We start from the raw sequence: 24,420 nt of genomic DNA on the forward strand, positions 1-24,420 counted from the left end.
CGCCGACCGTTCGACCAGGAGAACCGCCATGACCACCACGTCACCCGAAGCCGGTTTCGGTGCTCGACTCAAGGCCGCGCACGAGCGCTTCGGCCCCGCCTGCGTCGGCATCGACCCGCACCGTGGGCTCGTCGAGGGATGGGGACTGCCCTACAGCTACGAGGGTGTCGAGCGGTTCGCGCTGACGTGCGTCGAGGCGTTCGGCGGGCGCGTCGCCTCCGTCAAGCCGCAGTCGGCGTTCTTCGAGGTGTTCGGCTCGCGCGGTGTGGCGCTGCTCGAGCGCGTGACGAAGGAACTGCGCGAAGCAGGCACCCTTGTCGTGCTCGACGTGAAGCGCGGCGACATCGGCACGACGATGACGGCCTACGGGGAGGCGTTTCTCGGCAAGGACGCGCCCGAGCCGGCCGACGCGATCACGCTCAGCCCGTACCTCGGGTACGAGTCGCTGCGCCCGGCGCTCGACCTCGCGCGGGACACCGGACGCGGCGTGTTCGTGCTCGCACTGACCTCGAACCCAGAGGGGGCAGGCGTCCAGCACGCGAGCACGCCGCGCGGCAGCGTCGCGGGCGACATCGTCGCGGCGGCAACCCGCGACAACGCCGAGGCTGCCGGCCGGGGGGAGTGGGGCCACGTCGGCTTCGTCATGGGCGCCACGATCGGCTCGGCGCTCGACGACCTCGGCCTGCGCGACGCGCTCGCTGCGTCGAACGCGCCGGTCCTCGCGCCGGGCTTCGGCGCGCAGGGCGGCACGGTCGAGACGATCAAGGAAGTCTTCGGCGCCTCCGTCGAGCGCGTCATCCCGACGACGTCGCGCGACGTGCTCAAGGCCGGCCCGGACGGCAGCTCGCTCATCGAGGCTGTGGAGCGCACGCGCGAGAGTGTGGCTCGCTTGGCGTGAGTCGCTCGGCCTGAACAGGGGCCGGGCGGCCAACTGTCGGCCTGTGAAAGGATGAGCGACACGCCCTCGCGGGCGTCTCGCACCAGTTCGCCGTGGAAGGAATCCCGATGAGTGGACGCCTCGTCGTCCTGGCCGGCCCCACCGCGGTCGGCAAGGGCACCGTCGCCGCTTACATCCGCGAGCACTACCCGGAGGTGTGGCTCTCGGTCTCCGCGACGACGCGCCCGCCGCGCCCGGGTGAGATCGACGGAGTCCACTACCGCTTCCTCAGCGACGAGGAGTTCGCCCGGACGGCGCGCGAGGACGGCTTCCTCGAACACGCCATCGTCCACGGTCGTGCCTCATACGGCACGCCAAAGGCCCCCGTCGAGGAGGCGATGGCCGAGGGCAAGCTGCCGCTGCTCGAGATCGACCTCCAGGGTGCGCGCCAGGTCAAGCAGAACGCGCCCGACGCGTTCTTCGTCTTCCTCGAGCCTCCGAGCTGGGACGAGCTGGTGCGCCGGCTCGTCGGGCGCGGCACCGAGACTGAGGAGGAGCGCGAGCGACGCCTCCAGACCGCGAAGGTCGAACTGGCCGCGAAATCCGAGTTCGACCACGTCATCGTCAACGACGACGTTCGGCGTGCAGCCGAAGAACTCGTATCATTGATGAGAACCCCTGAAAACTGACGACGAAACGAGTGATTGTGTCCGGCACCAAGGCCGAGCCCATCGGCATCACGAACCCGCCCATCGACGACCTCCTCGAGATCGCGGACAGCAAGTACGCGCTCGTGACGTACGCCTCGAAGCGCGCGCGTCAGATCAACGGCTACTACAGCCAGCTCGCTGACGGCCTGCTCGACAACGTCGGTCCGCTCGTGGAGGCCCAGCCCAACGACAAGCCGCTGTCGATTGCGTTGCGCGAGATGAACGAGGGTTTGCTCTCGATCGAGAAGCTCGAAGCCTGAGTCTCGCTTCGATGCGCATCGTTCTCGGTGTGACGGGGGGCATCGCCGGCTACAAAGCGGCGTTGCTCCTTCGTCTTTTCACGGAAAGTGGGCACGACGTCACGGTCGTGCCCACTTCTGCTGCACTCGAATTCGTCGGCGCTCCCACGTGGGAGGCGCTCTCGGGCAAGCCGGTGCAGACGGGTGTCTTCGAGAACGTGCACGCGGTGCCGCACGTCAAGCTCGGCCAGAGCGCCGATCTCGTCGTCGTGGCACCGGCAACGGCAGACCTGCTCGCCAAGGCCGCGTGTGGCATGGCGAACGACCTGCTGACGAACACGCTGCTCACGGCGCGCTGCCCGGTTGTCATGGCTCCGGCCATGCACACCGAGATGTGGCTTCACCCGGCCACGCAGGCCAACGTCGCCACGCTGCGTGAGCGCGGCGTGACGATCGTCGAGCCCGCGTCGGGTCGACTCACGGGCGCCGACACCGGCCCCGGCCGTCTGCCCGACCCCGACGTCATCTACGAAGCCGCTTTGGCTGCGGCCGCGAGCGGTACGCGCCGTGACGGTGCCGAGAAGGTTCCTGTCGCCCGCGCACAGGGGCCCTTGGCCGGACGCACCGTGCTGGTCACCGCCGGCGGCACGCGTGAGGCCATCGACCCCGTGCGCTACCTCGGCAACCGCAGCAGCGGAAAGATGGGCTTCGCCATCGCGGCCGCTGCAGCCGACCTGGGCGCCAAGGTCACCCTCGTCACGACGGCCACGCCGCCCGCTGACGTTGCGTCCCGCGTCGACGTCGTCATGGTCGAGAGCGCCCGGGCGATGCGTGAGAAGGTGCTCGAGGCCGAGCCCGACCTGCTCGTCATGGCGGCCGCCGTGGCCGATTTCCGCCCGGGTGAGGTGGCCACGTCGAAGATCAAGAAGACGCACGGCCCGGGCGACGACTCGGCGCCCGTCATCACACTGGTGCGCAACCCCGACATCCTCGCCGAAGCCGTCGCGCAGCGTGACGCGAAGGCCGACTCGGAGGCGCGTCGTCGCGTCATCGTCGGGTTCGCCGCCGAGACGGGCGACGCCGACGGCGACGTCCTGTTCCACGCCCGCGCCAAGCTCGCTCGCAAGGGGTGCGACGTTCTCGTGGCCAACGAGGTCGGCGACGGCGTCACGTTCGGTCAGGACGAGTCGACCGCCCACCTGCTGCGTGCCGACTCCGACGAGGTCGTCACCGTCGGGCCCGCCCCGAAGTCTCACATCGCGGCAGCGGTCGTCGACCTCGCCGCGTCTATCTTCACTACTCAGTAACATGCTGTGACGGGGTGGTTCGCGCCCCAGTCAGCAGCCGCTGCCCACGTCAGGAGTCCGCTTTGACCCGTCTGTTCACCTCCGAGTCCGTCACCGAAGGTCACCCCGACAAGATCTGTGACCAGATCAGTGACGCGATCCTCGACGACATGCTCAAGAAGGACCCGAAGTCGCGCGTCGCGGTCGAGACGATGGTGACGACGGGCCTCGTGCACGTGGCGGGAGAGGTGCGCACCGAGGGCTACACGGACATCGCGACGCTCGTGCGCAACGTCATCACCGAGGTCGGCTACGACTCCTCGCTCAAGGGCTTCGACGGGCACAGCTGCGGCATTTCCGTCTCGATCGGCCAGCAGTCGGTCGACATCGCGCAGGGCGTCGACCAGGCGCACGAACACCGCGTCGACGGTGGCGTCGACCCGCTCGATCTGCAGGGCGCCGGCGACCAGGGCCTCATGTTCGGTTACGCCTGCGACGACACCCCCGAACTCATGCCGCTGCCGATCTTCCTCGCGCACCGCCTCTCCGAGCGCCTCACCCGCGTGCGCAAGGACGGCACGCTCGAGTACCTGCGCCCGGACGGCAAGACCCAGGTCACCATCGCGTACGACGGTGACAAAGCTGTCGGCCTCGAGACCGTCGTGCTCTCGACCCAGCACGACGAAGGCATCGACCTGGGCGGTCAGCTCGCGCCCGACATCGAGCGCCACGTCATCGACCCGGTCATCGCCGAACTTGCGGCCAGCGGCGTCGCGCTCGACACCACGAACGTGCGCCAGCTCATCAACCCCACGGGCAAGTTCGTCATCGGCGGCCCCATGGGTGACGCCGGCCTCACCGGGCGCAAGATCATCGTCGACACCTACGGCGGCATGGCCCGCCACGGCGGCGGCGCCTTCTCCGGCAAGGACCCGTCGAAGGTCGACCGCTCGGCCGCCTACGCCACGCGCTGGGTGGCCAAGAACGTCGTCGCCGCCGGCCTAGCGAAGCGCTGCGAGGTGCAGGTCGCGTACGCCATCGGCAAGGCACAGCCGGTCGGCCTCTACGTCGAGTGCTTCGGCACCGAGACCAAGCCGCTCGACGTCATCCAGAAGGCCATCGACACGACGTTCGACCTGCGCCCGGCCGCGCTCGTCGAGCAGCTCGATCTCCTGCGCCCGATCTACCAGCCCACCGCGGCCTACGGTCACTTCGGTCGCACCGAGGCGGCCGGTCTTGAGAACGGCTTCACGTGGGAGCGCACCAACCGCGTCGAGGAACTGCAGCGCGCTGCCGGCTGATCACCGACCTCACGAAGCGAAGGGCGCCGCCTGTCCACACCGGACGTGGCGGCGCCCTTCGGCGTCCACGCGGGGAGGTTCGACGGTTGTCGGAGGTGTGCCGTATACATGGGGCCATGAGCGAGCCGCACGCACCGACCAGCGAACAGCTGGCCCTGCTGCGTGAGGCCGCGCGTCCTCAGCGCAAGGAGCCGGGAGACGCCAGCACGGACGCCGCCGACGCAGCGCCCGCGTCGTCCGGGTCGAAACCCGACCTGGTCGCCGTCGTCTGGCCCATGCTCGAAGTGCCTCACCTCGACCGCGAGTTCGAGTACACGGTGCCCGAGGAGATGCGTGACGACATCGCAGTCGGTGTCGCCGTCAAGGTGAGGTTCAAGGCGCAACAGATCACCGGCTACGTCGTGGCTCTGCGCGAGCAGGCCGAGTTCTCGGGCACCCTGCGGCCCATCCAACGCGTCATCTCGTCCCAGGTCGTGCTCACGCCGCACGTGTGGGAGCTGGCTCGCGCCGTGGCCGCTCGTGACGCGGGGAACGTCAGCGACGTCCTGCGCCTGGCCATCCCGCCCCGGCACGTCCGCGCCGAGGCGGCGCTCGACGCTCGGGAGGAGAAGGCCGCGGCGTCAGAAAGGGTGGATGTCGACGCCGCCGGGGAGACCGCTGACGCATCGGACACGACGGCGGCGGACGGATCGCCGGGTGCGCCGAGCGACGATGAGCGGGCCGAGAGCGAGCCGACCGAGCCTGCCGGGGCAGCGGTCGACGAAGCATCGAGCGCCTGGCGCTTCTACGGCGGCGGGTTGTCGCTCCTCAAGCACATCGCCGACGGCGAAGGGCCACGTGCGTCGTGGAACGTGGCACCCGGGCTGTTCGGTGACGACGCCTGGCCGGCGGCAGTCGCAGAGCTCGCCGACGCGGCTCGACGTTCGAAGCGGGGGAGTCTTGTCGTCGTGCCGGACGCGCGCGACGTCGAGCGCGTGCTCGAGGCGTGCACCGCACTGCTCGGGCGAGACAAGGTCGTGCGCCTCAGTGCCGATCAAGGGCCCCAGGCGCGCTACACCTCGTTCCTCAAGACGGTGCGCGGTGAGGCCGACGTCGTTGTCGGCACACGGGCCGCGATGTTCGCCCCAGTGAAGGACCTGGGGCTCGTCGTGTGGTGGGACGACACGGACTCGCTGCACGCCGAGCCCCACGCTCCCTACCCGCACGTGCGCGACGTCCTGCGCGAGCGAGCCCGCCTCAGTGGTGCGTCGCTCGTCTCAGCCGGACCCACGCGATCGGCGGCGGTCGAGGCCTGGGTGGAGAGCGGGGATCTCGTCGCCGTCGATGCCGTGGCTCGTACCGGGCCGGCCGTCGTCGTGACGGGGGATGACCGGGCGGTCGAACGTCACGGCCCGGCCGCCCGGGCACGCATTCCCGCCCAGGCCTGGCGCGGAGCCACGGACGCACTCGCACACGGCCCCGTCCTCGTTCAGGTGCCGCGGCGTGGCTACGTTCCGGCGCTCGCCTGTGCGCGCTGCCGCACGAAGGCTGCGTGCCCCGTTTGCCACGGGCCGCTGGGGTTGGCCGACGAAGGGGCCACGCCCGCGTGTCGCTGGTGCGGCCACGTCGCCCACGTCATCACCTGCCCGGAGTGCGGTGCGCACGACCTGAGGTCACTCGTCGTCGGTGCCGGTCGCACCGCGGAGGAACTGGGGCGTGCTTTCCCCGGCGTGCCGGTGCGCCGATCGGGTGCGCCGGACGTTCTGGCCACGGTGCCCGACACCCCCGCGCTCGTCATCGCAACGCCCGGTGCAGAGCCGATCGCCGAAAACGGCTACAGCGCAGCCATCCTGCTCGACGCGTGGGCACTGCTCGATCGCGCCGGGCTCGACTCGTCCGAGCGGGCGCTCACGCATTGGTCGACCGCCGCGGGCCTCGTGCGGGGCGCCGCTGACGGGGGAGCGGTCTACCTGTGCGGCGTGCCGCGCCACGTACCGTTCCCCAGCGTCGAGGCGCTCGTGCGTGCGGCGCCGCGGTGGTTCGCCGAGCGCGAGCTGGCCGAACGCGCCGAGGTCGGTCTACCCCCGGTCGTCCGGATGGCCGCGCTCGAGGGGCCGAGACGTGCGGCGCAGGACGTGGCCGACGAGGTCTCGCGCCGCGCGAACGACGACGGCGTGCCGCTCGACGTGCTCGGACCACTGCCGTTGGGACGACGCCACATGTTCGATCGCGCGACGGGCCGCTCGAACGACGACGACCCGAAGGTGCGCTACCTCGTGCGCTGGAACGACCCCGGTGCGCCCGAGCCCCCGAAGCTGCTGCGTGGCGTGCAGGCCGCCCGCTCGGCGGCACGCGAACCGGTCGTCACGCTGCGGCTCGACCCGATGCTCGACGGCCTGGCATGAGAACCACTCCGTTACGGTGGGCGCCATGACTTCGACGCCTGACCTGAGCAGACTCGACGACATCGACGGCCCCGATCTCGAGGAACTCGGGGGCTTCACGGACGACACGGCCCCCAACCCGGTCGACTTCGTCGTCTTCGACATCGGCAACGTGCTCATCCGCTGGGAGCCGTTGCTCGCCGTCGAACCCGTCGTCGGGCGCGAGCGCGCCGAGGCCTTTCTCGCCGAGGCCGCCATCGACTTCCACGGGCGCAACTTGCGCGCGGACGGGGGCACGCCGTGGTCCGAGATCGTCGCCGAACTCACCGAACACGACGCAGCCGTCGGAGAGGTGGGCCAGGCCTACGTCGACCACTACGCCGACGCTATCCGCGAGCCCATCGACGGCACCGTCGCCATCCTGCGGGAACTACACGAAGCGCAGGTGCCGCTGTTCGCCGTGACGAACTTCTCGGCCGAGCTCTTCCCGATCGCCCGAGAACTGCACGACTTTCTCGATCTGTTCGAGGAGATCATCGTCTCGGGCGAGGAGGGCGTGACGAAGCCCGATCCGGAGGTGTGGGAGATCCTCGAGGAGGTGACCCGTCACATCGGGGGCCTCGAGGACGCGGTGTTCATCGACGACTCGAGCGCCAACGTCATGAGCGCCGAGCAGGCGGGGCTCGACGCGTTGCTGTTCACCGACCCGGACACGCTGCGCGACGAACTGCTCCTGAGGGGTCTGCCGTTGGCGCCGATCGTGCGTGACTGACGGCGGTAGTGCGCCCACTAGACTTGGCCGGACGTCGGCCGAGGCCGATACCCCGACCCCGCTCCACTCGACGAAGGGACGTGCTCCCATGCGCGTTGTGTTCGCCGGCACTCCCGAGGCCGCGGTTCCCTCGCTGAGCGCACTGCTCGACTCGGCCCACGACGTCGTGGGTGTCATCACCCGCCCCGACGCCCGCTCTGGGCGCGGTCGCAAGACGTCCGCGTCGCCGGTGCGTCGCGTCGCCGAGGACGCCGGCGTCGAGGTACTCACGCCGGCCAAGCCGTCCGATCCCGAGTTCGTCGCGCGTCTGCGCGAACTGGCACCCGATGCCTGCCCGGTCGTTGCTTACGGTGCGCTCATCCCACGTGACGTTCTCGACGTGCCGCGCCTGGGGTGGATCAATCTGCACTTCTCGCTCCTGCCCGCGTGGCGCGGTGCCGCCCCGGTGCAGCACGCCCTCATGGCCGGCGACGACGTCACGGGCGCCTCGACCTTCCTCCTCGAGGAGGGCCTCGACACCGGGCCAGTCTTCGGCACGATGACAGAGGCCGTCCGCGCCACGGACACGGCCGGCGACCTGCTGGGACGCCTCGCCGAGGGCGGAGCGTCGTTGCTCGTCAAGACGCTGGACGCGCTCGAAGCGGGAGAGGTCACGCCCGTCGCCCAGTCGGCCGACGGTGTCTCCCTCGCGCCGAAGATCCTCGTCGAGGACGTGCAGATCGACTGGAAGTCGCCCGCCTTCGCGGTCGATCGTCGCATTCGCGGCGCGTCCCCGGCGCCGGGTGCCTGGACGACGTTCCGGGGTGAGCGCCTCAAGGTGCTGCGCAGCACCCTCGCGGTGACCGACGAGGCGAACCCGCCCCTGGCGGCCGGTGCGCTGCGCGCGACGAAGAAGCAGGTTTTCGTGGGCGCCGTCGGAGGCACCCTGGAATTGCTCGAGGTGCAGCCTCAGGGCAAGAAGAGCATGGTCGCGGCCGATTGGGCACGCGGCGTACGAATCGACGAAGGAGAACGCCTCGGTGGCTGACGCGCGCGAAGGATCGGGTGGCTACGGCCGCGGCTCGAACCCCCGACGGGACGACCGCGGTGACGGTCGCGGCTCTCGCGGTGGCCACGACGCGTCGCGTCGTGACGCGAAGGGTCGAGAGCGATCGGATGCCCGGCTGCGCGGTGCGGGCCACCGCAGTGCGGCCGCCCCGTCCGAGCGACGCCGCAGCGGCGACCCGGCGCGCACTGCGGCTCTGGCCGTTCTGCGCGCGGTCGACGACGGCGCGTACGCCAACCTCGAGATGCCCAAGGTGCTGCGCCGCCACGACCTCAGCGGTCGCGACGCGGCCTTCGCCACCGAACTGGCTCTCGGCACCATCCGTCGTCAGGGCCTGTACGACCGGGTCATCGAGGTCGGAGCGGGCCGCGCGCCGGCCGACATCGACCCGATCGTGCTCGACATCCTGCGCCTCGGTGTTCACCAACTGCTCTCGCTGCGCGTGCCCACGCACGCGGCGACGTCCGAGACCGTCGCGCTCGCTCGTGAGCACTCGGGCGCCGGTGCGTCCGGTTTCGTCAACGCCGTTCTGCGTCGCGCCGGGGAACGTGACCGCGACACCTGGATCGCAGACCTCACCCGCGGCGTCGAGAACGCCGACGACGTGCGCGCCATCGCGACGTCGCACCCGGCCTGGGTCGTCTCGGCCCTGCGTCAGGCACTGCGCGGTCACGAAGCGGCCGGCGGTGAAGGACAGGCGAGCCTCGACGACGCGCTCGACGCGTTGCTCGCCGCCGACAACGAGGCACCCCGCGTCGCGCTCGTGGCACGTCCGGGCCTCGCGGACGTCGACGAACTCGTCGAGGCCGGTGCCGAACTCAGCGATCTGTCGCCCATCGCGGCCACCCTGCCGTTCGGCGACCCGGCGAACATCCCGGCCGTCCGCGAGACGCGCGCTGCTGTGCAGGACGAAGGCTCTCAGCTGCTTGCTATCGCCCTGGCCGAGGCTCCGGTCGAGCCCGCGAAGCCGGTCGAGACGAACGACGATGCCGCTGGCGAAAGCACAACCCCGATCGATGACAGTGCCACGCAGGCCGAGGACGTTGAGAACGAAGCCTCCGAGTCGGACGAGCAGACGGCCGGGGCATCGGCCAGCACCACCACAGGCGAGCAGTGGCTCGACATGTGTGCCGGCCCGGGTGGCAAGGCCGCAGTGCTCGGTTCCATCGCGCACCTTCGCGGACACGTGCTGTTCTGCAACGAGTCGAGTGAGCACCGCACCGAGCTCGTTCGCCGCACGCTGCGTGCCCTGCTCGACGACGGCGCCGAGATCTACGTCGGCACCGGTGATGGCCGTGAGCTCGGGTCCGAGGAACCCGCGACGTACGACCGCGTCCTGCTCGACGCTCCTTGCACCGGTCTCGGTGCGATGCGTCGCCGACCAGAGTCTCGCTGGCGCCGGCGTCCCTTCGACGTCGCCGAACTCGCCACCCTGCAGGTGGAACTGCTCAACTCGGCGCTCGACGCCACGCGTCCGGGCGGCATCGTCGGCTACGCGACCTGCTCGCCGCACCCGGCCGAAACGCTCGCCGTCATCGGTGAGGTGCTCGGTGCGCGCGACGACGTCGTGCAGGAGGACGCCTGGCCGTACTTCCTCGACGCCTACGACGAGCCGATCGAACGCATCGGCACCCTGCCGTCGGTCCAGCTGTGGCCGCACGTTCACGGCACCGACGCCATGTTCTTCGCCCTCCTGCGCAAGACGCGCTGACCACCGGAAAGGCCCGAGATGACCGATACCACCCGCGTCGAACACACCATGCGCATCGCGCCGAGCATCCTCTCGGCGGACTTCGCCAACCTGCAGCGCGAACTCGACGCGATCAAGAACGCCGACTGGGCGCACGTCGACGTCATGGACAACCACTTCGTGCCCAACCTGACGCTCGGGCTTCCCGTCGTCGAGTCGCTGCTCAAGGTGGCACCCATGCCGCTCGATGCGCACCTCATGATCGACGACCCCGACCGCTGGGCCCCGCAGTACGCGGAAGCGGGCTGCAAGAGCGTCACCTTCCACGTCGAGGCCGCCGCCGACCCGAAGAAGATCGCGCGTGACATCCGCGCTGCCGGAGCCCGCTCGTCGATGGCCATCAAGCCCGGCACACCGTGGGAGCCGTACGAGGAGCTGCTGCCCGAACTCGACATGGTGCTCGTCATGACGGTCGAGCCCGGTTTCGGTGGCCAGTCCTTCATGGCTGAGCAGATGCCGAAGGTGCGCGCCGTGCGCGAGAGCGTGAAGAAGCACGGCGGCGACATCTGGATCCAGGTGGACGGCGGCGTCTCCGCGAAGACGATCGAGCAGTGCGCCGAAGCCGGTGCGGACACGTTCGTCGCCGGTTCCGCCGTGTACGGCGCGGCCTCCGCCGCCGACGCCGTCGAGGACCTTCGACGTCTCGCAGCCGGCCACGCTCACTGACGGACCGATCATTCACACCCGGGGTCGCACGCGCGCACCCCGGGTGTAGAATGAGCGGCGTGCTCCGGGGTAGGTGAAATTCCTAGCCGGCGGTTAAAGTCCGCGACCCGGCCCGCTTCGTCAGGGGTCGGTTGACTCGGTGAAATTCCGAGACCGACGGTTAAAGTCCGGATGGGAGGCAGCATGAGGGCGTTCGCGTGAGCGAGCGCCGGTGTTCGGCATCGCCCAGGATGCTGTGCACTGCTCGTCGTGTGACGAGCCTGCATTTCGTGCGATCTCGCACCACCCCGGTGAACGGTGATGTTCCGAACCGGAGGTGACAACGATGAAGCTCGACCGCTCAGGCGCTGTGCGTCGTGCCGTCGCGCTCGCGGCTCTTTCGCCGCTTCCGGACGCGAACCCGCGCGTCGGCTGCGTCATCGTCTCGACCGACGGCTCGGTGCTCGCCGAGGGCTACCACCGAGGCGCCGGAACGCCGCACGCCGAAGCGGCGACCATCGCCCAGGCGAACGCCGATGGCGTGGACCTGCGTGGAGCCACCGCTTACGTCACCCTCGAACCCTGTGCCCACCAGGGCCGTACGCCGTCCTGCGCCCGCGCGCTCGTCGCAGCCGGTGTGGCCCGTGTGGTCTACGGCCAGGGCGACCCGAACGGCGCAGCCGCCGGGGGAGCGGGCATCCTCGCCGACGCGGGCATCGCCGTCGAGCAGGACGCCGAGCTTGCGCGCCAGGGGGCCGCACTCAACGAGGACTGGACGTTCTCCGTGACCCACGCTCGGCCCGTCGTCCGGTGGAAGTTCGCCGCCACGCTCGACGGATTCAGCGCCGCCGCCGACGGCACCTCTCGATGGATCACCGGTTCCACGGCCCGCGCGGACGTCCACCGGCTGCGTGCTCAGCACGGCGCCGTCGTCGTCGGCACGGGGACGGCGCTCGCCGACGACCCGCAGCTCACCGTCCGCGACACCGACGGCACGAACCTCCCGACGCAGCCCCTGCGCGTCGTCGTCGGTGACCGCGACCTGCCCGCCGACGCCCGCGTCCTCGACGACGCCGCCGAGACCCTCCAGCTGCGCACCCACGACGTCGACGCCGTTCTCGAGGTGCTGCACGAGCGCGGCATCCACGCGGTATGGCTCGAGGGCGGGCCGACGCTCGCCGCCGCCTTCCTCGCGGCCGAGCGCGTCGACGAGGTACTCGCCTACGTCGCCCCCGCGATGCTCGGCGCCGGCAGGCCCGCAGCGGCAGACTTCGGCGCCGCGTCCATGACCGACCTGCGGCGTTTCGACCTCGTCGACGTGACGAGCCTCGTCACGCCCGCAGATGCCACCACCCCCGCGCAGACCGACCTGCGCCTGACCCTGCGCCCGCTCGCGACGCGTGAGGAGAGCTGAACACCGTGTTCACCGGAATCGTCGAAGCCAAAGGCCGGGTTGCCTCGATCGAGCACACCGCCGACGCCGTCGTCCTGGTCGTCGAAGGGGCCGAGGTGCTCACGGACGCGCACCACGGCGACAGCATCGCGGTCAACGGCGTCTGCCTCACGGTGACGACGTTCGACACCCTCACCTTCACGCTCGACGTCATGAAGGAGACGCTCGACCGCACGAGCCTCGGTGCCCTGCAGCCCGGATCGCCGGTCAACCTGGAGCGCGCCATGCGCGCGGACGCGCGGTTCGGCGGCCACGTCGTGCAGGGTCACGTCGACGGCACGACGCGCATCGTCGCCATCGAGCCGGGGGAGCGCTGGAGCGTCGTGCGCTTCGACCTGCCGGTCGAGCTCGCGCCCTACGTCGTGGAGAAGGGTTCGATCACGCTCAACGGCGTCTCGCTCACGGTGGCCTCACGCGAGACCGACACCTTCACAGTCAGCCTCATTCCGACGACCCTCGACCTCACGACGTTCGGTGACGCGAGCGTCGGCGACACCGTCAACGTCGAGGTCGACGTGCTCGCCAAGTACGTCGAGCACCTCGTCGGACCGCGCCTTGCGGCCCTCGAGGAACGCCTGGCGAAGGCGGAGAGCGCATGAGCGTCTGGGAGCAGATCTACACGGCGCACCTCACGATCGGCGGCTCGCAGATTACGTGGCGCGAGATCATCGGCAACGGCTTCGGCATGGCCTCGGCGATCGGCGGCATGCGCCGCAAGGTGTGGGCATGGCCGGTCGGCATCGTCGGTAACGTGCTGCTCTTCACCGTGTTCGCGGGCCTCGTCTTCGGCATGGACGACCGGGCGCCGATGCTCGGGCAGGCCGGGCGTCAGATCTTCTTCATCGTGACCTCGCTCTACGGCTGGTACGTGTGGCGTGAGAGCAAGAACAAGGGCAGCACCGGCGAGGCCGTCATCCCGCACTGGGCGAGCGCGAAACAGCGTCTCGGCTACGTCATCGCCTGGGGAGCGGGCGTCGTCGTCATGCACTGGGTGTTCGAGGTCATCGGTGCCGGGTGGCCCGCCCCCTGGTGGTACTTCTGGTGCGACGCCTGGATCTTCGTCGGCTCGCTACTCGCGACGTACGCCATGGCCCGGGGCTGGAACGACTTCTGGCTCATGTGGCTGGCCGTCGACCTCGTCGGCGTGCCTGAACTCATCTATTCCAAGTACTACCCGAGTGCTGCGCTCTATGCGCTGTACGCCCTGCTCGTCGCCTACGGCTTCACCCAGTGGCTGCGTGCCTCACGCAGCCGGGACGTGGCGGCCCGTGAGATGGAGGCATCGTGATGACCACCCCGAACGCATCCGAGGAGGCACTGCGGCTGTCGAGCGTCGAGGACGCCCTCGAGCAGCTGCGTGCCGGACGCCCCGTGCTCGTTGCCGACGACGAGAACCGCGAGAACGAGGCCGACATCGTCATGGCCGGCGAGACGATGACCGCCGAATGGATGGCGTGGGCGATCCGTCACAGCTCGGGCGTCATCTGCGCACCGATGCCGGACGACGTGGCCGACCGGCTCCTCCTTCCGCCGATGGTCTCGCGCAACGAAGACCCGAAGGGCACCGCGTACACGATCTCCGTTGATGCGAAGGACGGCGTGCACACCGGCATCTCGGCCGCCGACCGCGCACTGACGCTGCGTCTGCTTGCCGACCCGACCACGCCTCCTGACGCACTGACGCGCCCCGGTCACGTCTTCCCGCTGCGCGCCCGACCGGGCGGCGTGCTCGAGCGTGACGGCCACACCGAGGCGTCGGTCGACCTGTGCCGCCTCGCGGGCCTCTCGCCGGTCGCGATGATCGTCGAACTCGTCCACGACGACGGCGCGATGATGCGCCTGCCGGGCGCCGTGGAGCTCGCCGAGGCCGAGGGGCTCGCCGTCATCACGATCGAGCAGCTCATCGAGTGGCGCCAGCGCCACGACCGCGTCGAGCACATCGCCTCGGCCAACCTGCCGACGGAGTACGGCACGTTCACGGCGTGGGGTTTCGAGGACCGCGAGAGCGGCGCTGAGCACCTGGCCCTCGTGAGCGAGCGCGAGCCGGGGGAGGTACCGCTCGTGCGCCTGCACTCCGAGTGCCTCACCGGTGACGCCCTCGGTTCGTTGCGCTGCGACTGCGGCCCGCAGCTGCGGGAAGCGCAGCGCCTCGTCTCGCGCGAGGGCGGCGTCGTGCTGTACCTGCGCGGCCAGGAGGGGCGCGGCGTCGGGCTGCTCAACAAGATGCGCGCGTACGGCCTGCAGGACGCGGGCTTCGACACCGTCGACGCTCAGGTCGAGCTAGGGCTGCCCATCGACGGACGCGAGTACGGTGCGGCGGCCGCCATGTTGCGCGCGCTCGGTCACACCCGCGTGCGGGTGCTGACGAACAACCCCGACAAGGCAGCGCAGCTCGCGCGCTTCGGCATCGACGTCGTCGAGCGGGTTCCGCTCGTGGCCGGTATGGGCCCGGACAATGCGACGTACGTGCGCACCAAGATCGAACGTCTCGGTCACACCTTCGACCGTGGCGACGAACCTCAGGTAGGAGAAGCATCATGAGTGGACACGGTTCCCCCGATCTCAACGTCGACGGCTCGGGTCTGCGCGTCGCGATCGTCGCGGCCAGCTGGCACGACGTCGTGATGAACGGCCTCATCGACGGCGCTCGCCGAGGCCTGGCCGACGCCGGCGTCGCCGAGTCCGACGTCACGCTCGTGCGCGTGCCCGGCACCTTCGAACTGACAGCGGCCTGCGCGCGTCTTGCGCAAAAGTTCGACGTCCTCGTCGCGCTCGGCGTCGTCATCCGTGGCGGAACGCCGCACTTCGACTACGTCTGCAGCGCTGCCACGGACGGCCTCACCCAGATCGGCGTCACGACGGGCAAGGCCATCGGCTTCGGTGTGCTCACGTGCGACAACGACGAGCAGGCCCTCGACCGTGCGGGCCTGGAGAACTCCTCGGAGGACAAGGGCCACGAGGCCGCGACCGCGGCCGTCGCCACCGAGGTGACGCTGCGCGCGCTCGGTGCGTGAGCGTCGTCCGGCTTCCATGCCGGACGGCGCGCGGGCCGCACCTGCGCGACCGGTAGCCTTGCACCCTGTGAAGACGTTCGAAGAGCTGTGGGCCGAACTCAATGAGAAGGCGCAGACGCGCCCGGAGGGTTCCGGCACCGTCGCCGAACTCGACCGGGGCGTGCACTTCATCGGCAAGAAGATCGTCGAGGAGGCCGCCGAGGTGTGGATGGCCGCCGAGCACGAGGGCAACGCCGCCGCGGCCGAGGAGATCAGCCAGCTCCTGTACCACCTGCAGGTGCTCATGATCGAGCGCGGCATCACGCTCGACGACGTCTACTCCCACCTCTGAGCCGGAAGGACACCATGCTGCGCGTCGCAGTCCCCAACAAGGGCGCCCTGTCCGAATCCGCCGCCTCGATGCTCAAGGAGGCCGGTTACCGCGGGCGCCGCGACTCCAAGGAACTCGTCGTCGTGGACGCGGACAACGAGGTCGAGTTCTTCTTCCTGCGTCCCAAGGACATCGCCGTCTACGTCGGCTCGGGAACCCTCGACCTGGGCATCACCGGGCGCGACCTCATGCTCGACTCCGGTTCGAAGGCTGTGGAGCACCTGCAGCTCGGCTTCGGGGCGTCCACGTTCCGCTACGCCGGGCGTCCGGGCGTCGCGTCGAGCGTTGCCGACCTCGAAGGTCGACGCATCGCGACGTCGTTCGCCGGCCTCGTCAGGGCCGACCTCGAGAAGAACGGTGTGAACGCTGAGGTCGTTCGCCTCGACGGTGCGGTCGAGACGGCTGTGACGCTCGGCGTCGCCGACGTCATCGCCGACGTCGTCGAGACCGGTACGACCCTGCGGAACGCCGGACTCGAGGTCTTCGGTGACCCGATCCTCACGAGCGAGGCCCTGCTCATCCGTCCCTCCGACCGCGAGCTGTCCGGTCAGGCCGCGACTCTCGTGCGCCGTCTCGAGGGCGTTCTCACCGCGCGCCACTACGTCATGATGGATTACGACATCGACGCCGCACTCGTCGAGGAGGCCGCCGCGCTCACGCCGGGCAGCGAGTCGCCCACCGTGTCGCCGCTTCACGACCCGAACCAGGTCGCCGTGCGCGTCATGGTGCACCGCCGTTCGCTCAACCGCGTCATGGACGAGTTGTACGACCTCGGGGCGCGCGCCATCCTCGTCACCGACATCGCCGCGTGCCGGCTCTGATCCACGCCTCGCGCCCGAGCACCCGAGAGGAGTCATCACATGGCCAAGAACGAGGACGCCTACCGTCCGTTCATTCCGCGTCGCGGCCGCGCGGTTGCCTTCGCAGCCGCCGTGGCGATGGTCGTGACCTTCGGTGTCGTCGCCTTTGTCGTCCTGCCCACCGGCGGGGCAACCGGTTGGACGATGCTCGACAAGTGGGCCGTGTTCTTCTTCGGCTGCTTCCTCGGCTGGGGTCTGAGCCGGTGGGGGCTCGTCAAGGCCGAGCCGTCGCCCGAAGGCATCTCGGTGCGCAACCTGCTGACGAAGCGATTCGTGCCGTGGGCCGAGATCGTCGGCGTGCAGTTCGGCGGCGGGCCCCCGTGGTGCCTGCTCGACCTGGCCGACACCGAGCAGCTCGCCGTCATGGCGATCCAGCGCGCGGACGGCCCGTCCGCCGAGGCGGAGGCCTCACGGCTGGCCGCTCTCGTCCACGTCAATCAGGGCGAGATCCCGAACGACTGAACGGTCACGTTCTGGGTTGAGGCAGGTCGACGGCCTCAGCGCGCAGCGGAGCGTTCTTCCTCCGTGAGGTCGCTCGCGTCGATGACGACGTCCGGGCGAGGCGGATGCGCGGCGAACCAGGACCGTTCCTGGGCCTCCCAGTTCACCCAGTACGGCGCGAACATCTCTCCGTCCCGGCGCAGTGCACGGATGCGTCGTTGCTCGCGCGAGGCTTCCAGCCACGCCGAGCCCTCTGCGATGTTCTGTCCCACCCATCCAGCGCCGACGCCCTCGACGATGAGGGAGCGGGTGGCGTGGATGGGTTCGCGCTCGCGCGGTGGCACGCCGGCCCACTGCGTCGGCTTGTAGCTCGGAGAGCGGCCGGCGCGCCAGTGTTCGACGAGCTGGCGGGCACGCAACACGCCGCTGGGCAGGCTGTCCCAATCGCGGTAGAGGTCGTCGAGGTGAAGCACCTGGGCGTGCGGGTAGTGCTGAGCGAGGCGTTCCGAGAGCTGGGTTTTACCTGCTCCGGAGCGCCCGTCGAGGGTGAACAGCCAGCGCTCGTTCAGGGACGCGCGGGTGTCGAACCACGCGAGCACGGCGTCGGGCGACATCGTCGGCGCCGCGGCGAGACCCGGCGATCGGACGGCGATGGGCGGCGTGTTCACGGAGCAAACGTACCGGCCGGGCGCGGGGCCTGAGGGCTTAGGCTCGGTGCCATGTCGGTTGCGGTACGTGTCATTCCCTGTCTCGACGTCGACGCAGGACGCGTCGTCAAGGGCGTCAACTTCGAGAATCTTCGTGACGCGGGCGACCCCGTCGAACTCGCGGCACGCTACGAGCGTCAGGGCGCTGACGAACTCACCTTCCTCGACGTCACCGCGAGCTCGGCGGACCGATCGACGACGTACGACCTCGTCGCGCGCACGGCCGAGCAGGTCTTCATTCCCCTCACAGTCGGGGGAGGCGTGCGCACTGTCGGCGACGTCGACCGACTGTTGCGTTCGGGCGCGGACAAGGTGGGTATCAACACCGGTGCCATCGCCCGCCCCGAGGTCATCGCCGAGATCGCCGACCGCTTCGGCGCCCAGGTTCTCGTGCTGTCCGCGGACGTGCGGCGCATCGATGGGCGCTACGAGGTGACGACGCACGGCGGCCGCACGAGCTCCGGCCTGGAGGCCGTCGAGTGGTGTGCGCGCGCGGAGGAGTTGGGGGCAGGGGAGATCCTGCTCAACTCGATGGACGCCGACGGCACGAAGCGCGGATTCGACCTCGAACTCATCGAGGCAGTGCGCCGCGAGGTCACCGTGCCTCTCATCGCGAGTGGTGGCGCGGGCGCCGTCGAGCACTTCCCGGCCGCGGTCGAAGCCGGCGCCGACGCCGTGCTCGCAGCGTCCGTCTTCCACTACGGCGAGATGACGATCGGCGACGTCAAGCAGGCCCTGGCAGCCACCGGTGCGCCGGTGCGCTGACCGCGCCACACGATTTCGGGCCTCACCTTCAACTCGAAGGTGAGGCCCGAAATCGTTGAACTAGCAAGGAAGGACGCTGGTCAGATGCCCTTCGGCGCCGACGCGAAGCGGTTGATGTCGTCCGGCTCGCCCGCGAACTGAACGAAGCTCATGCGGCCCGCCAGGTGGAGGAGAACCTCGCTGGGCAGACCCTCGATGACCACTTCACCCAGCGGCTCGTCGGGGCTCGTGAGGGCAACCGGCGTCCGGCCCGGGCAGAGGGCTGCAACGCGCATCCGCGAGTGGCGCAGCATCATCGTGCCGGCGGCCGGCAGGGCGGCGTAGAGAGAGTTCTGCAGGCGCTCACCGACCGTGCGCACCTGCGACTCGTCGGCGTAGGGCAGCTGTGCCCGCAGGATGTCCTCGTGGTGGATGAAGTACTCCTGCAGGTTCGCGCGCGCGTCGACCGCGGGAATGCGGAAGGGCGAGAACTCGTGCGGACCACGACGCACCATGTCGACGAGGTCCTCGAAGGGACGCAGCGCGTAGCGCGCGCGGGTACGCTCGGCGAGGTCGCGTGCCTGGGGCAGAAGGATGCCGACGGCCTCCGGGCGACGCTCACGCATCGCGAGGTGGGCCAGGAGGTCCTTCACGGTCCAGCCGTCGCAGAGCGTCGGAGCGTCCGGCCCGATCCGTAGTGCGGTGTCGCAGAGAGCCAGTCGTTCGGCTTGGGCATAGTTCGGCATGTCGCAATGTTGTCACCCCCGCGACCGAGCGAGCAAAGGAACCCCCGCGTGAGTGCAGCCGATCTGGCCCCCGACGCGTCACCCGTTCGCGTCACCCTGGCAGGGTGTCGTGAAGAGTGGCGCTGGTTCGTCTTCTCCGTCCTCGGAGCGACCGGCTACGGAGTGCTCACCGTGCTCACGGCGTCCGTCATCGGCGGCCTCGTGGCGGATGTCGTCACGCCTGCCGTGCGCGAGGGCGAACTCACCGGCGCGATGGCCTGGCAGGTGGCCTGGCAACTCGGCGGCGTCGTGTTCCTCAACGTCATCGCCGTCATCGTGCGACGTATCGCCGCCGGCATCACGTACAACAACCTCATCGCCTCGACGCGGCGTCGGGTGACGCGCGCCTACCAGGACCTGCCGATGCGTTGGCACCAGGTACATCCCTCGGGACGTCTGCTCTCGCACGCGAACTCGGACGTCGAGACGATCTGGAACATCTTCCAGCCACTGCCCATGGCGCTCGGCGTCGCCATCATGCTGCTCTTCGCCTTCGTCTCGATCTTCCTCGTCGACGTCGTCCTGGGCTTCGTCGCGCTCGTCGTGTTCCCGCTGCTCATCGTCATCAACTACTGGTTCCAGATCGTCATGCGCCGTCGTGTCGAGGCATCGCAGGCGGCCCGCGCGCAGGTGAGCACCGTGGCCGACGAGAGCTTCGACGGCGCGCTCGTCGTCAAGGCGCTCGGTCGCGCCGACTCGGAGACCGCGCGCCTCACGCGCTCGGCCGAGGAACTGCGTGATGCCAACATCCGTCTCGGACGGACCGAGGGCATCTTCGACCCGATGACGAATGCGCTGCCGACGCTCGGGTCGCTCGCCGTCCTCGTGGTCGGTGCCGAACGTGTGGCCTCGGGCTCGATCACGGCCGCTGACGTCGTTCAGGTCGCCTACCTTTTCAGCCTGCTCGCGTGGCCGGTGCGCGCCTTCGGTTGGATCCTGTTCAGCCTCCCGCAGGTGGCCATCGGGTGGAAGCGCGTCAAGCCAATCCTCGACGACGCAGCCGATCTGCCGCCGCGCCGCCGGGAGGCGTCCCTGCCCGAAGGGCCGTTGGAGCTGCGGGCGCGCGGTGTCTCGTTCACGTACGAGGACGCCGACGCTCCCGCGCTCACCGGCGTCGACCTCGAGGTTCCCGCCGGCGGCTCGCTCGCCGTCGTCGGTGCGACGGGCTCGGGCAAGAGCACGCTCGCTCAGGTGCTTGTCGGGCTCACTCCGCCGACGGCCGGCGTCGTCGAGGTGGGTGGTCACGACATCGGTGGCGCGGCGAACCGTGAGGAGCGGGTGGCCCTCGCGACGCAGGACGCGTTCGTGTTCAACGAGTCGAGCGAGGAGAACGTGGCGCTGGGGCGCTCGGATCTCGGTCGCGGCGAGGTCGATCACGCACTCGACGTCGCGCACGCGGCGACGTTCGTCGAGGCCCTGCCGCACGGTCGCAACGAGGTGCTCGGTGAGCGTGGTTCGCGCCTGTCGGGCGGTCAGCGTCAGCGCATCGCGCTCGCACGAGTGATCGCCGGTAAGCCCGGTCTCGTCGTGCTCGACGACTCGACGAGCGCGATCGACCCCGCCGTCGAAGGCGACATCCTCACGTCGCTGCGGTCTGCGACCGAGGGCAGCACCACCGTCATCGTCGCGCACCGCCGCTCGAGCATCCTGCTCGCGGACCGCGTCGTGTACCTCGAGAACGGACGGGTGGCCGCCAGCGGCCGTCACGACGAACTCATGGCCGGCCACCCCGGGTACGCGGCGCTGCTCAGCGCGTACGAGGTGGAGGAAGCCGAGGGTGCTGCCCCTCATGCAGCCGACGCCGATGACGGGGACGATGCCGACGCCTCCCACGCCGAGGCTGAAGGGGGCCGGGCATGAGCGCCGGCGCAACCAAGGTGACGAGCGACCGCGGCACCCTGCGGCGCGGGCTCTCGCTCGCTCCGGAGATGACGAAGGGCTTCGGCTGGACGCTGTTGCTCGCGCTCGTCGCGACGTCGAGCCAGGTCATCGTGCCGTTGACGCTGCAGCGCGCCATCGACCACGGCATCCTCGCGCCGGGCGGCGTCGACCTCGGCGTCGTGCGGTGGACCTGTGCGCTCGCGGCCCTCGGCGTCGTCGTGGCCGGCGTCTGCTCCTACGTCATGAACGTCAGGCTCTTCCGCGCGTCCGAGCGGGGGCTGGCGACGTTGCGCCGCAAGGCGTTCGCCCACGTGCACGCCCTGTCGACGCTGACGCTCAACGCGTCCCGCCGCGGTTCGATGGTTTCGCGCGTGACGAGCGACGTCGACCAGATCTCGATGTTCGTCCAGCGCGGCGGCATGATGCTCATCGTCTCCATCGGTCAACTGCTCGTCGCGACGATCCTCATGCTCTGGTACTCGTGGCCACTCGCCATCTTCGTGTGGATCTGCTTCCTGCCGCTGTTCTTCCTCCTACGCTACTTCCAGCGGCTCGTCGGGCGCGCGTACGCCGTCGTCCGCGAGCGGGTGGCCGACATGCTGAGCACGATCTCGGAGTCCGTGGCCGGGGCAGCGACCGTCCGCCTGTTCGGTATTCAGCCGCGCACCCAGGAGCGCATGGACGATGCGATTGAGGCGCAGCGCAAGGCCGCCATCGGGGCGCAGATCCGTGCCGTGGGTGCGTTCGTGTCGGGCCAGGGCGTCTCCGGCGCCGCGCTCATCCTCGTCATCATCGCGGGTGCGTGGATGGGCGCCAACGGACACATGACGATCGGTGAGATCACCGCCTTCGTGTTCCTCACCAACCTCTTCACGCAGCCCGTTCAGACGGCCACCGAGGTCCTCAACGACCTGCAGAACGCTCTCGCGGGCTGGCGGCGTGTCATCGAGTTGCTCGACACGCCCCTCGAGGTCGTGCCGCCGGCGCAACCGCAGTCGTTGAGTGCCGGCGCCAAGTCGGTGCAGCTCGACCACGTCGACTTCGCCTACTCCACCGACGCCGACCTCGTGCTGCGCGACGTCGACGCGACGATCGCGCCGGGTACGAGCGTCGCCGTCGTCGGTGAGACCGGTTCGGGCAAGAGCACGCTCGCAAAACTGCTGACGCGACTCGTCGACCCGACGTCCGGCGTCGTGCTCGTCGGTGGACTCGACTTGCGCGACGTCGATGATGCGTCGCTGCGCGAGGCCGTGGCGTACCTGCCTCAGGAGGGTTTCCTCTTCACCGGCACGATCGCCGACAACGTGCGCTTCGCGCGCCCGGACCTCGACGACGCGGGCGTCGAGCGCGCCTTCGTCGGGATCGGGTGCGAGGACTGGCTCGTCCGTCAGCCCGAGGGCGTGCGCACCGAGGTGGGCGCTCGCGGATCGCGGCTCAGCGCGGGGGAGCGACAGATCGTCGCGCTCGCGCGCACGTATGTGACGGACCCGGACGTGCTCATCCTCGACGAGGCCACCTCGAGTGTCGACCCGTCGACCGATGTTGCCGTCGGCCGGGCACTCGACGAGCTGATGCGCGGCCGAACGAGCGTCGTCATCGCGCACCGCCTCGCGACGGCCGAGAAGGCCGACGAGGTCTGGGTCATGGACGCCGGACGACTCGTCCAGCTCGGCTCGCACGTTGAACTCGTCGGCGCTGACGGACCCTACCGGCGGCTGCACGAAGGCTGGGTGGCCTCCCACGCGGAGTAGCGCGCTACTTCCAGGCGAACTTGGGCTGCTCGAAGTGGGCCACGCGCGTGCTGCGGCCGTGGAGAACGACTTCCCGGAACTGATGCAGGATCGCCGCCGTCGGCGCGTGGATCCAGTAGTCCTCGAAGGGCCACTGGAACACCGGCTCGCCCAGCCCACGCTGCTCGACGAACCGCGGTTCCGCGTCCAATTGGGGGAGCGTGATCTCGTGGAGCACCGCAACCTCGGCCGGGTTGAGCACCACCTCGTCGAGCACATCTCCGGCCCAGACGACGAACGGGCGGATGAGATAGCCCGAGCGGGTCGCGAAGTCGTCGAGCCTGCCCAAGACTGAGTCGGCCGAAGCCGCAATGCCGAGTTCCTCGTGCAGTTCGCGGAGGGCAGCTTCCTGGGGCGTTTCGCCCGCGTCGATCCGGCCGCCCGGTAGCGCGAACTGACCGGCGTGGGCGCGGAGGCTCGGTGCTCGCTTCTCCATGAGAACGACCGGCTCGTCCGCCCTGTGGGCGATGACGACGCAAACCGCGGCCTCGCGCAGGGGATCACCCGTGGCCTCACGAGGCTCGAAGGAGGAGAGCTGCTGGGCGATGTGCTGACGCAGGTCGTCGTCACGGGGCATGCGGGCGGCTCCTCTTCGGGTGACTCTGCTGGGTTCGGGCAGAACCCATCGTGGCGCATCGGGCGCTGGTTCGGGGCGCGCCATCGCCGGTGCGTCAGACACGCGCTTGGCCACTCCGGGAAACCGCTCACTATTTCGCGGAACAGGGAGGCTCTGCGGCTTAAGGATGAGCGCTTGCGAGTGGCCATCCTGTAGTCCGAATCGAGGCGGTGGAGCGGCACGTGGGTCAGGAGATTGGGTGCGCAGAGACCTGCCCTGATTCGAACATATGTGCGATAATGGAGCATGGATCTGAGGTTGGTGATGAGCGCGGAAGCGCTCGCGGGCGCGGCGGGTGACGAACTCGTCGAAGCATGGTTGGTGCTGACCCGCGCCATCGCCGATCGCGCCCTCGTCTCGCCCGATTCCCTCGTTGGTGACGTCGCTGAAGGGCCGACGTTCGACGAGCAAATCGAGACGCTGGAGCACACCCGCCGCAGTCTGGAGCGGGCCGCCGAGGTGGCCTCGCTCGACACCCGCAGCGCCGACCCGGTCATGCGTGACGTCGACGTGCCAGGAATGGGTGTCGTGACAGGTGAGGCGCTCGCTCGGCTAGCCGCATCGATCGGAACGACGTTCGCGGTTCGCCTCACCCGCGATCTGGCTAACGGTCGCGTCGTGACAACCGGCACGCTGTCGCAGACGTACCGACCGCACGCCACAATGGCGGCCCTCGCCACCGATCGCGACGAGGTGAAGCGCCCTGGGTTTGGTTCCGTCCTTCCTGAAGGAGAATCGGACCATGCCCAAGAAGTACGACCAGGACTTGCG

Annotated in this window: 25 protein-coding genes and 1 riboswitch; of the genes, 22 read left to right on the plus strand and 3 right to left on the minus strand. The window is 69.7% G+C overall.

The genetic code is table 11. The features are described from left to right. Positions 1-28: 28 nt before the first annotated feature. The 18 genes from pyrF to IM689_RS14110 all read left to right on the plus strand — a co-directional run bounded on the left by pyrF (position 29) and on the right by IM689_RS14110 (position 17,147). The gene (gene pyrF, locus IM689_RS14025) at positions 29-898 is read left to right on the plus strand and encodes an orotidine-5'-phosphate decarboxylase (RefSeq protein WP_193644479.1); all 870 of its coding nucleotides are present in this window, start codon (positions 29-31) and stop codon (positions 896-898) included. A 107-nt stretch (positions 899-1,005) separates the two neighbouring features. Then, the gene (gene gmk / locus IM689_RS14030) at positions 1,006-1,566 is read left to right on the plus strand and encodes a guanylate kinase (protein WP_047312697.1); all 561 of its coding nucleotides are present in this window, start codon (positions 1,006-1,008) and stop codon (positions 1,564-1,566) included. Between the two features lie 17 nt (positions 1,567-1,583). Then, the gene (rpoZ, locus tag IM689_RS14035; protein ID WP_047312698.1) at positions 1,584-1,847 is read left to right on the plus strand and encodes a DNA-directed RNA polymerase subunit omega; all 264 of its coding nucleotides are present in this window, start codon (positions 1,584-1,586) and stop codon (positions 1,845-1,847) included. Between the two features lie 11 nt (positions 1,848-1,858). Beyond that, a complete protein-coding gene (gene coaBC, locus IM689_RS14040; RefSeq protein ID WP_193644480.1) occupies positions 1,859-3,133 on the plus strand; it encodes a bifunctional phosphopantothenoylcysteine decarboxylase/phosphopantothenate--cysteine ligase CoaBC in 1,275 nt (424 codons plus the stop codon). Between the two features lie 62 nt (positions 3,134-3,195). Continuing rightward, a complete protein-coding gene (gene metK, locus IM689_RS14045; protein WP_193644481.1) occupies positions 3,196-4,413 on the plus strand; it encodes a methionine adenosyltransferase in 1,218 nt (405 codons plus the stop codon). Between the two features lie 116 nt (positions 4,414-4,529). Further along, on the plus strand, positions 4,530-6,797 hold the full coding sequence (locus IM689_RS14050; protein WP_193644482.1) for a primosomal protein N' family DNA-binding protein: 2,268 nt from the start codon (positions 4,530-4,532) through the stop codon (positions 6,795-6,797). 25 nt (positions 6,798-6,822) lie between these two features. Next, positions 6,823-7,548 (plus strand): HAD-IA family hydrolase, encoded by a 726-nt coding sequence (locus tag IM689_RS14055; protein ID WP_193644483.1) that lies wholly within the window; start codon positions 6,823-6,825, stop codon positions 7,546-7,548. Between the two features lie 88 nt (positions 7,549-7,636). Continuing rightward, positions 7,637-8,575: a methionyl-tRNA formyltransferase gene (gene fmt / locus IM689_RS14060; protein WP_193644484.1), complete on the plus strand. Its 939-nt coding sequence runs from the start codon at positions 7,637-7,639 to the stop codon at positions 8,573-8,575. A 136-nt stretch (positions 8,576-8,711) separates the two neighbouring features. Beyond that, positions 8,712-10,304 carry an RsmB/NOP family class I SAM-dependent RNA methyltransferase gene (locus IM689_RS14065; protein WP_193644500.1) on the plus strand — a complete coding sequence of 531 codons (1,593 nt, stop codon included), beginning with the start codon at positions 8,712-8,714 and terminating at the stop codon, positions 10,302-10,304. Positions 10,305-10,352: 48 nt separating this feature from the next. After that, entirely contained in the window at positions 10,353-11,009 is a 657-nt protein-coding gene (gene rpe / locus IM689_RS14070) for a ribulose-phosphate 3-epimerase (protein ID WP_193644501.1), read from the plus strand. Positions 11,010-11,065: 56 nt separating this feature from the next. Then, positions 11,066-11,197: riboswitch (FMN riboswitch) on the plus strand. Positions 11,198-11,334: 137 nt separating this feature from the next. Next, the gene (gene ribD / locus IM689_RS14075; protein WP_193644485.1) at positions 11,335-12,402 is read left to right on the plus strand and encodes a bifunctional diaminohydroxyphosphoribosylaminopyrimidine deaminase/5-amino-6-(5-phosphoribosylamino)uracil reductase RibD; all 1,068 of its coding nucleotides are present in this window, start codon (positions 11,335-11,337) and stop codon (positions 12,400-12,402) included. Between the two features lie 5 nt (positions 12,403-12,407). Further along, a complete protein-coding gene (locus IM689_RS14080) occupies positions 12,408-13,040 on the plus strand; it encodes a riboflavin synthase (protein WP_193644486.1) in 633 nt (210 codons plus the stop codon). After that, on the plus strand, positions 13,037-13,729 hold the full coding sequence (gene pnuC / locus IM689_RS14085) for a nicotinamide riboside transporter PnuC (RefSeq protein WP_193644487.1): 693 nt from the start codon (positions 13,037-13,039) through the stop codon (positions 13,727-13,729). Before IM689_RS14080 ends, pnuC begins: the two co-directional genes overlap by 4 nt. Next, positions 13,729-14,982 (plus strand): 3,4-dihydroxy-2-butanone-4-phosphate synthase, encoded by a 1,254-nt coding sequence (gene ribB, locus IM689_RS14090; RefSeq protein WP_193644488.1) that lies wholly within the window; start codon positions 13,729-13,731, stop codon positions 14,980-14,982. Before pnuC ends, ribB begins: the two co-directional genes overlap by 1 nt. Continuing rightward, positions 14,979-15,455: a 6,7-dimethyl-8-ribityllumazine synthase gene (gene ribH, locus IM689_RS14095; protein ID WP_047312705.1), complete on the plus strand. Its 477-nt coding sequence runs from the start codon at positions 14,979-14,981 to the stop codon at positions 15,453-15,455. Before ribB ends, ribH begins: the two co-directional genes overlap by 4 nt. A gap of 67 nt (positions 15,456-15,522) precedes the next feature. Next, positions 15,523-15,786, plus strand: a complete 264-nt coding sequence (locus IM689_RS14100; RefSeq protein WP_047312873.1) for a phosphoribosyl-ATP diphosphatase — start codon at positions 15,523-15,525, stop codon at positions 15,784-15,786. Positions 15,787-15,800: 14 nt separating this feature from the next. Beyond that, a complete protein-coding gene (hisG, locus tag IM689_RS14105) occupies positions 15,801-16,646 on the plus strand; it encodes an ATP phosphoribosyltransferase (protein ID WP_047312706.1) in 846 nt (281 codons plus the stop codon). A 39-nt stretch (positions 16,647-16,685) separates the two neighbouring features. Beyond that, entirely contained in the window at positions 16,686-17,147 is a 462-nt protein-coding gene (locus IM689_RS14110; protein ID WP_227484884.1) for a PH domain-containing protein, read from the plus strand. Between the two features lie 35 nt (positions 17,148-17,182). Here IM689_RS14110 and IM689_RS14115 read toward each other — a convergent pair whose 3' ends face one another. Next, the gene (locus IM689_RS14115) at positions 17,183-17,794 is read right to left on the minus strand and encodes a nucleoside/nucleotide kinase family protein (RefSeq protein ID WP_193644489.1); all 612 of its coding nucleotides are present in this window, start codon (positions 17,792-17,794) and stop codon (positions 17,183-17,185) included. A 51-nt stretch (positions 17,795-17,845) separates the two neighbouring features. Between IM689_RS14115 and hisF the strand changes: the two genes are divergently transcribed. Beyond that, positions 17,846-18,598: an imidazole glycerol phosphate synthase subunit HisF gene (gene hisF / locus IM689_RS14120; RefSeq protein ID WP_118912500.1), complete on the plus strand. Its 753-nt coding sequence runs from the start codon at positions 17,846-17,848 to the stop codon at positions 18,596-18,598. 80 nt (positions 18,599-18,678) lie between these two features. Here hisF and IM689_RS14125 read toward each other — a convergent pair whose 3' ends face one another. After that, the gene (locus IM689_RS14125) at positions 18,679-19,323 is read right to left on the minus strand and encodes a TIGR03085 family metal-binding protein (protein WP_193644490.1); all 645 of its coding nucleotides are present in this window, start codon (positions 19,321-19,323) and stop codon (positions 18,679-18,681) included. Positions 19,324-19,371: 48 nt separating this feature from the next. On the opposite strand from IM689_RS14125, the gene IM689_RS14130 reads away from it, so the two are divergent. Both IM689_RS14130 and IM689_RS14135 read left to right on the plus strand, forming a co-directional pair. Further along, positions 19,372-21,222, plus strand: a complete 1,851-nt coding sequence (locus tag IM689_RS14130) for an ABC transporter ATP-binding protein (protein ID WP_193644491.1) — start codon at positions 19,372-19,374, stop codon at positions 21,220-21,222. Next, on the plus strand, positions 21,219-22,994 hold the full coding sequence (locus IM689_RS14135) for an ABC transporter ATP-binding protein (RefSeq protein WP_193644492.1): 1,776 nt from the start codon (positions 21,219-21,221) through the stop codon (positions 22,992-22,994). Before IM689_RS14130 ends, IM689_RS14135 begins: the two co-directional genes overlap by 4 nt. A 4-nt stretch (positions 22,995-22,998) precedes the next feature. Here IM689_RS14135 and IM689_RS14140 read toward each other — a convergent pair whose 3' ends face one another. Beyond that, complete coding sequence (locus tag IM689_RS14140) at positions 22,999-23,610, minus strand: NUDIX hydrolase (protein WP_193644493.1); 612 nt, start codon at positions 23,608-23,610, stop codon at positions 22,999-23,001. A 285-nt stretch (positions 23,611-23,895) separates the two neighbouring features. Here IM689_RS14140 and IM689_RS14145 point away from each other — a divergent pair. Next, the coding region (locus IM689_RS14145) for a hypothetical protein (protein WP_193644494.1) at positions 23,896-24,420 on the plus strand (525 nt) is incomplete at its 3' end.

The organism is Dermacoccus barathri, assembly GCF_015070805.1.
Classification (GTDB): Bacteria; Actinomycetota; Actinomycetes; order Actinomycetales; family Dermatophilaceae; genus Dermacoccus; species Dermacoccus abyssi.

Bases quoted from the DNA above. Each gene is read 5' to 3' on its own strand.
- pyrF (WP_193644479.1), top strand. From the start codon at position 29: ATGACCACCACGTCACCCGAAGCCGGTTTCGGTGCTCGACTCAAGGCC.
- gmk (WP_047312697.1), top strand. From the start codon at position 1,006: ATGAGTGGACGCCTCGTCGTCCTGGCCGGCCCCACCGCGGTCGGCAAG.
- coaBC (WP_193644480.1), top strand. From the start codon at position 1,859: ATGCGCATCGTTCTCGGTGTGACGGGGGGCATCGCCGGCTACAAAGCG.
- IM689_RS14050 (WP_193644482.1), top strand. From the start codon at position 4,530: ATGAGCGAGCCGCACGCACCGACCAGCGAACAGCTGGCCCTGCTGCGT.
- IM689_RS14055 (WP_193644483.1), top strand. From the start codon at position 6,823: ATGACTTCGACGCCTGACCTGAGCAGACTCGACGACATCGACGGCCCC.
- fmt (WP_193644484.1), top strand. From the start codon at position 7,637: ATGCGCGTTGTGTTCGCCGGCACTCCCGAGGCCGCGGTTCCCTCGCTG.
- rpe (WP_193644501.1), top strand. From the start codon at position 10,353: ATGCGCATCGCGCCGAGCATCCTCTCGGCGGACTTCGCCAACCTGCAG.
- ribD (WP_193644485.1), top strand. From the start codon at position 11,335: ATGAAGCTCGACCGCTCAGGCGCTGTGCGTCGTGCCGTCGCGCTCGCG.
- pnuC (WP_193644487.1), top strand. From the start codon at position 13,037: ATGAGCGTCTGGGAGCAGATCTACACGGCGCACCTCACGATCGGCGGC.
- ribB (WP_193644488.1), top strand. From the start codon at position 13,729: ATGACCACCCCGAACGCATCCGAGGAGGCACTGCGGCTGTCGAGCGTC.
- ribH (WP_047312705.1), top strand. From the start codon at position 14,979: ATGAGTGGACACGGTTCCCCCGATCTCAACGTCGACGGCTCGGGTCTG.
- hisG (WP_047312706.1), top strand. From the start codon at position 15,801: ATGCTGCGCGTCGCAGTCCCCAACAAGGGCGCCCTGTCCGAATCCGCC.
- IM689_RS14110 (WP_227484884.1), top strand. From the start codon at position 16,686: ATGGCCAAGAACGAGGACGCCTACCGTCCGTTCATTCCGCGTCGCGGC.
- hisF (WP_118912500.1), top strand. From the start codon at position 17,846: ATGTCGGTTGCGGTACGTGTCATTCCCTGTCTCGACGTCGACGCAGGA.
- IM689_RS14125 (WP_193644490.1), bottom strand. From the start codon at position 19,323: ATGCCGAACTATGCCCAAGCCGAACGACTGGCTCTCTGCGACACCGCA.
- IM689_RS14135 (WP_193644492.1), top strand. From the start codon at position 21,219: ATGAGCGCCGGCGCAACCAAGGTGACGAGCGACCGCGGCACCCTGCGG.
- IM689_RS14140 (WP_193644493.1), bottom strand. From the start codon at position 23,610: ATGCCCCGTGACGACGACCTGCGTCAGCACATCGCCCAGCAGCTCTCC.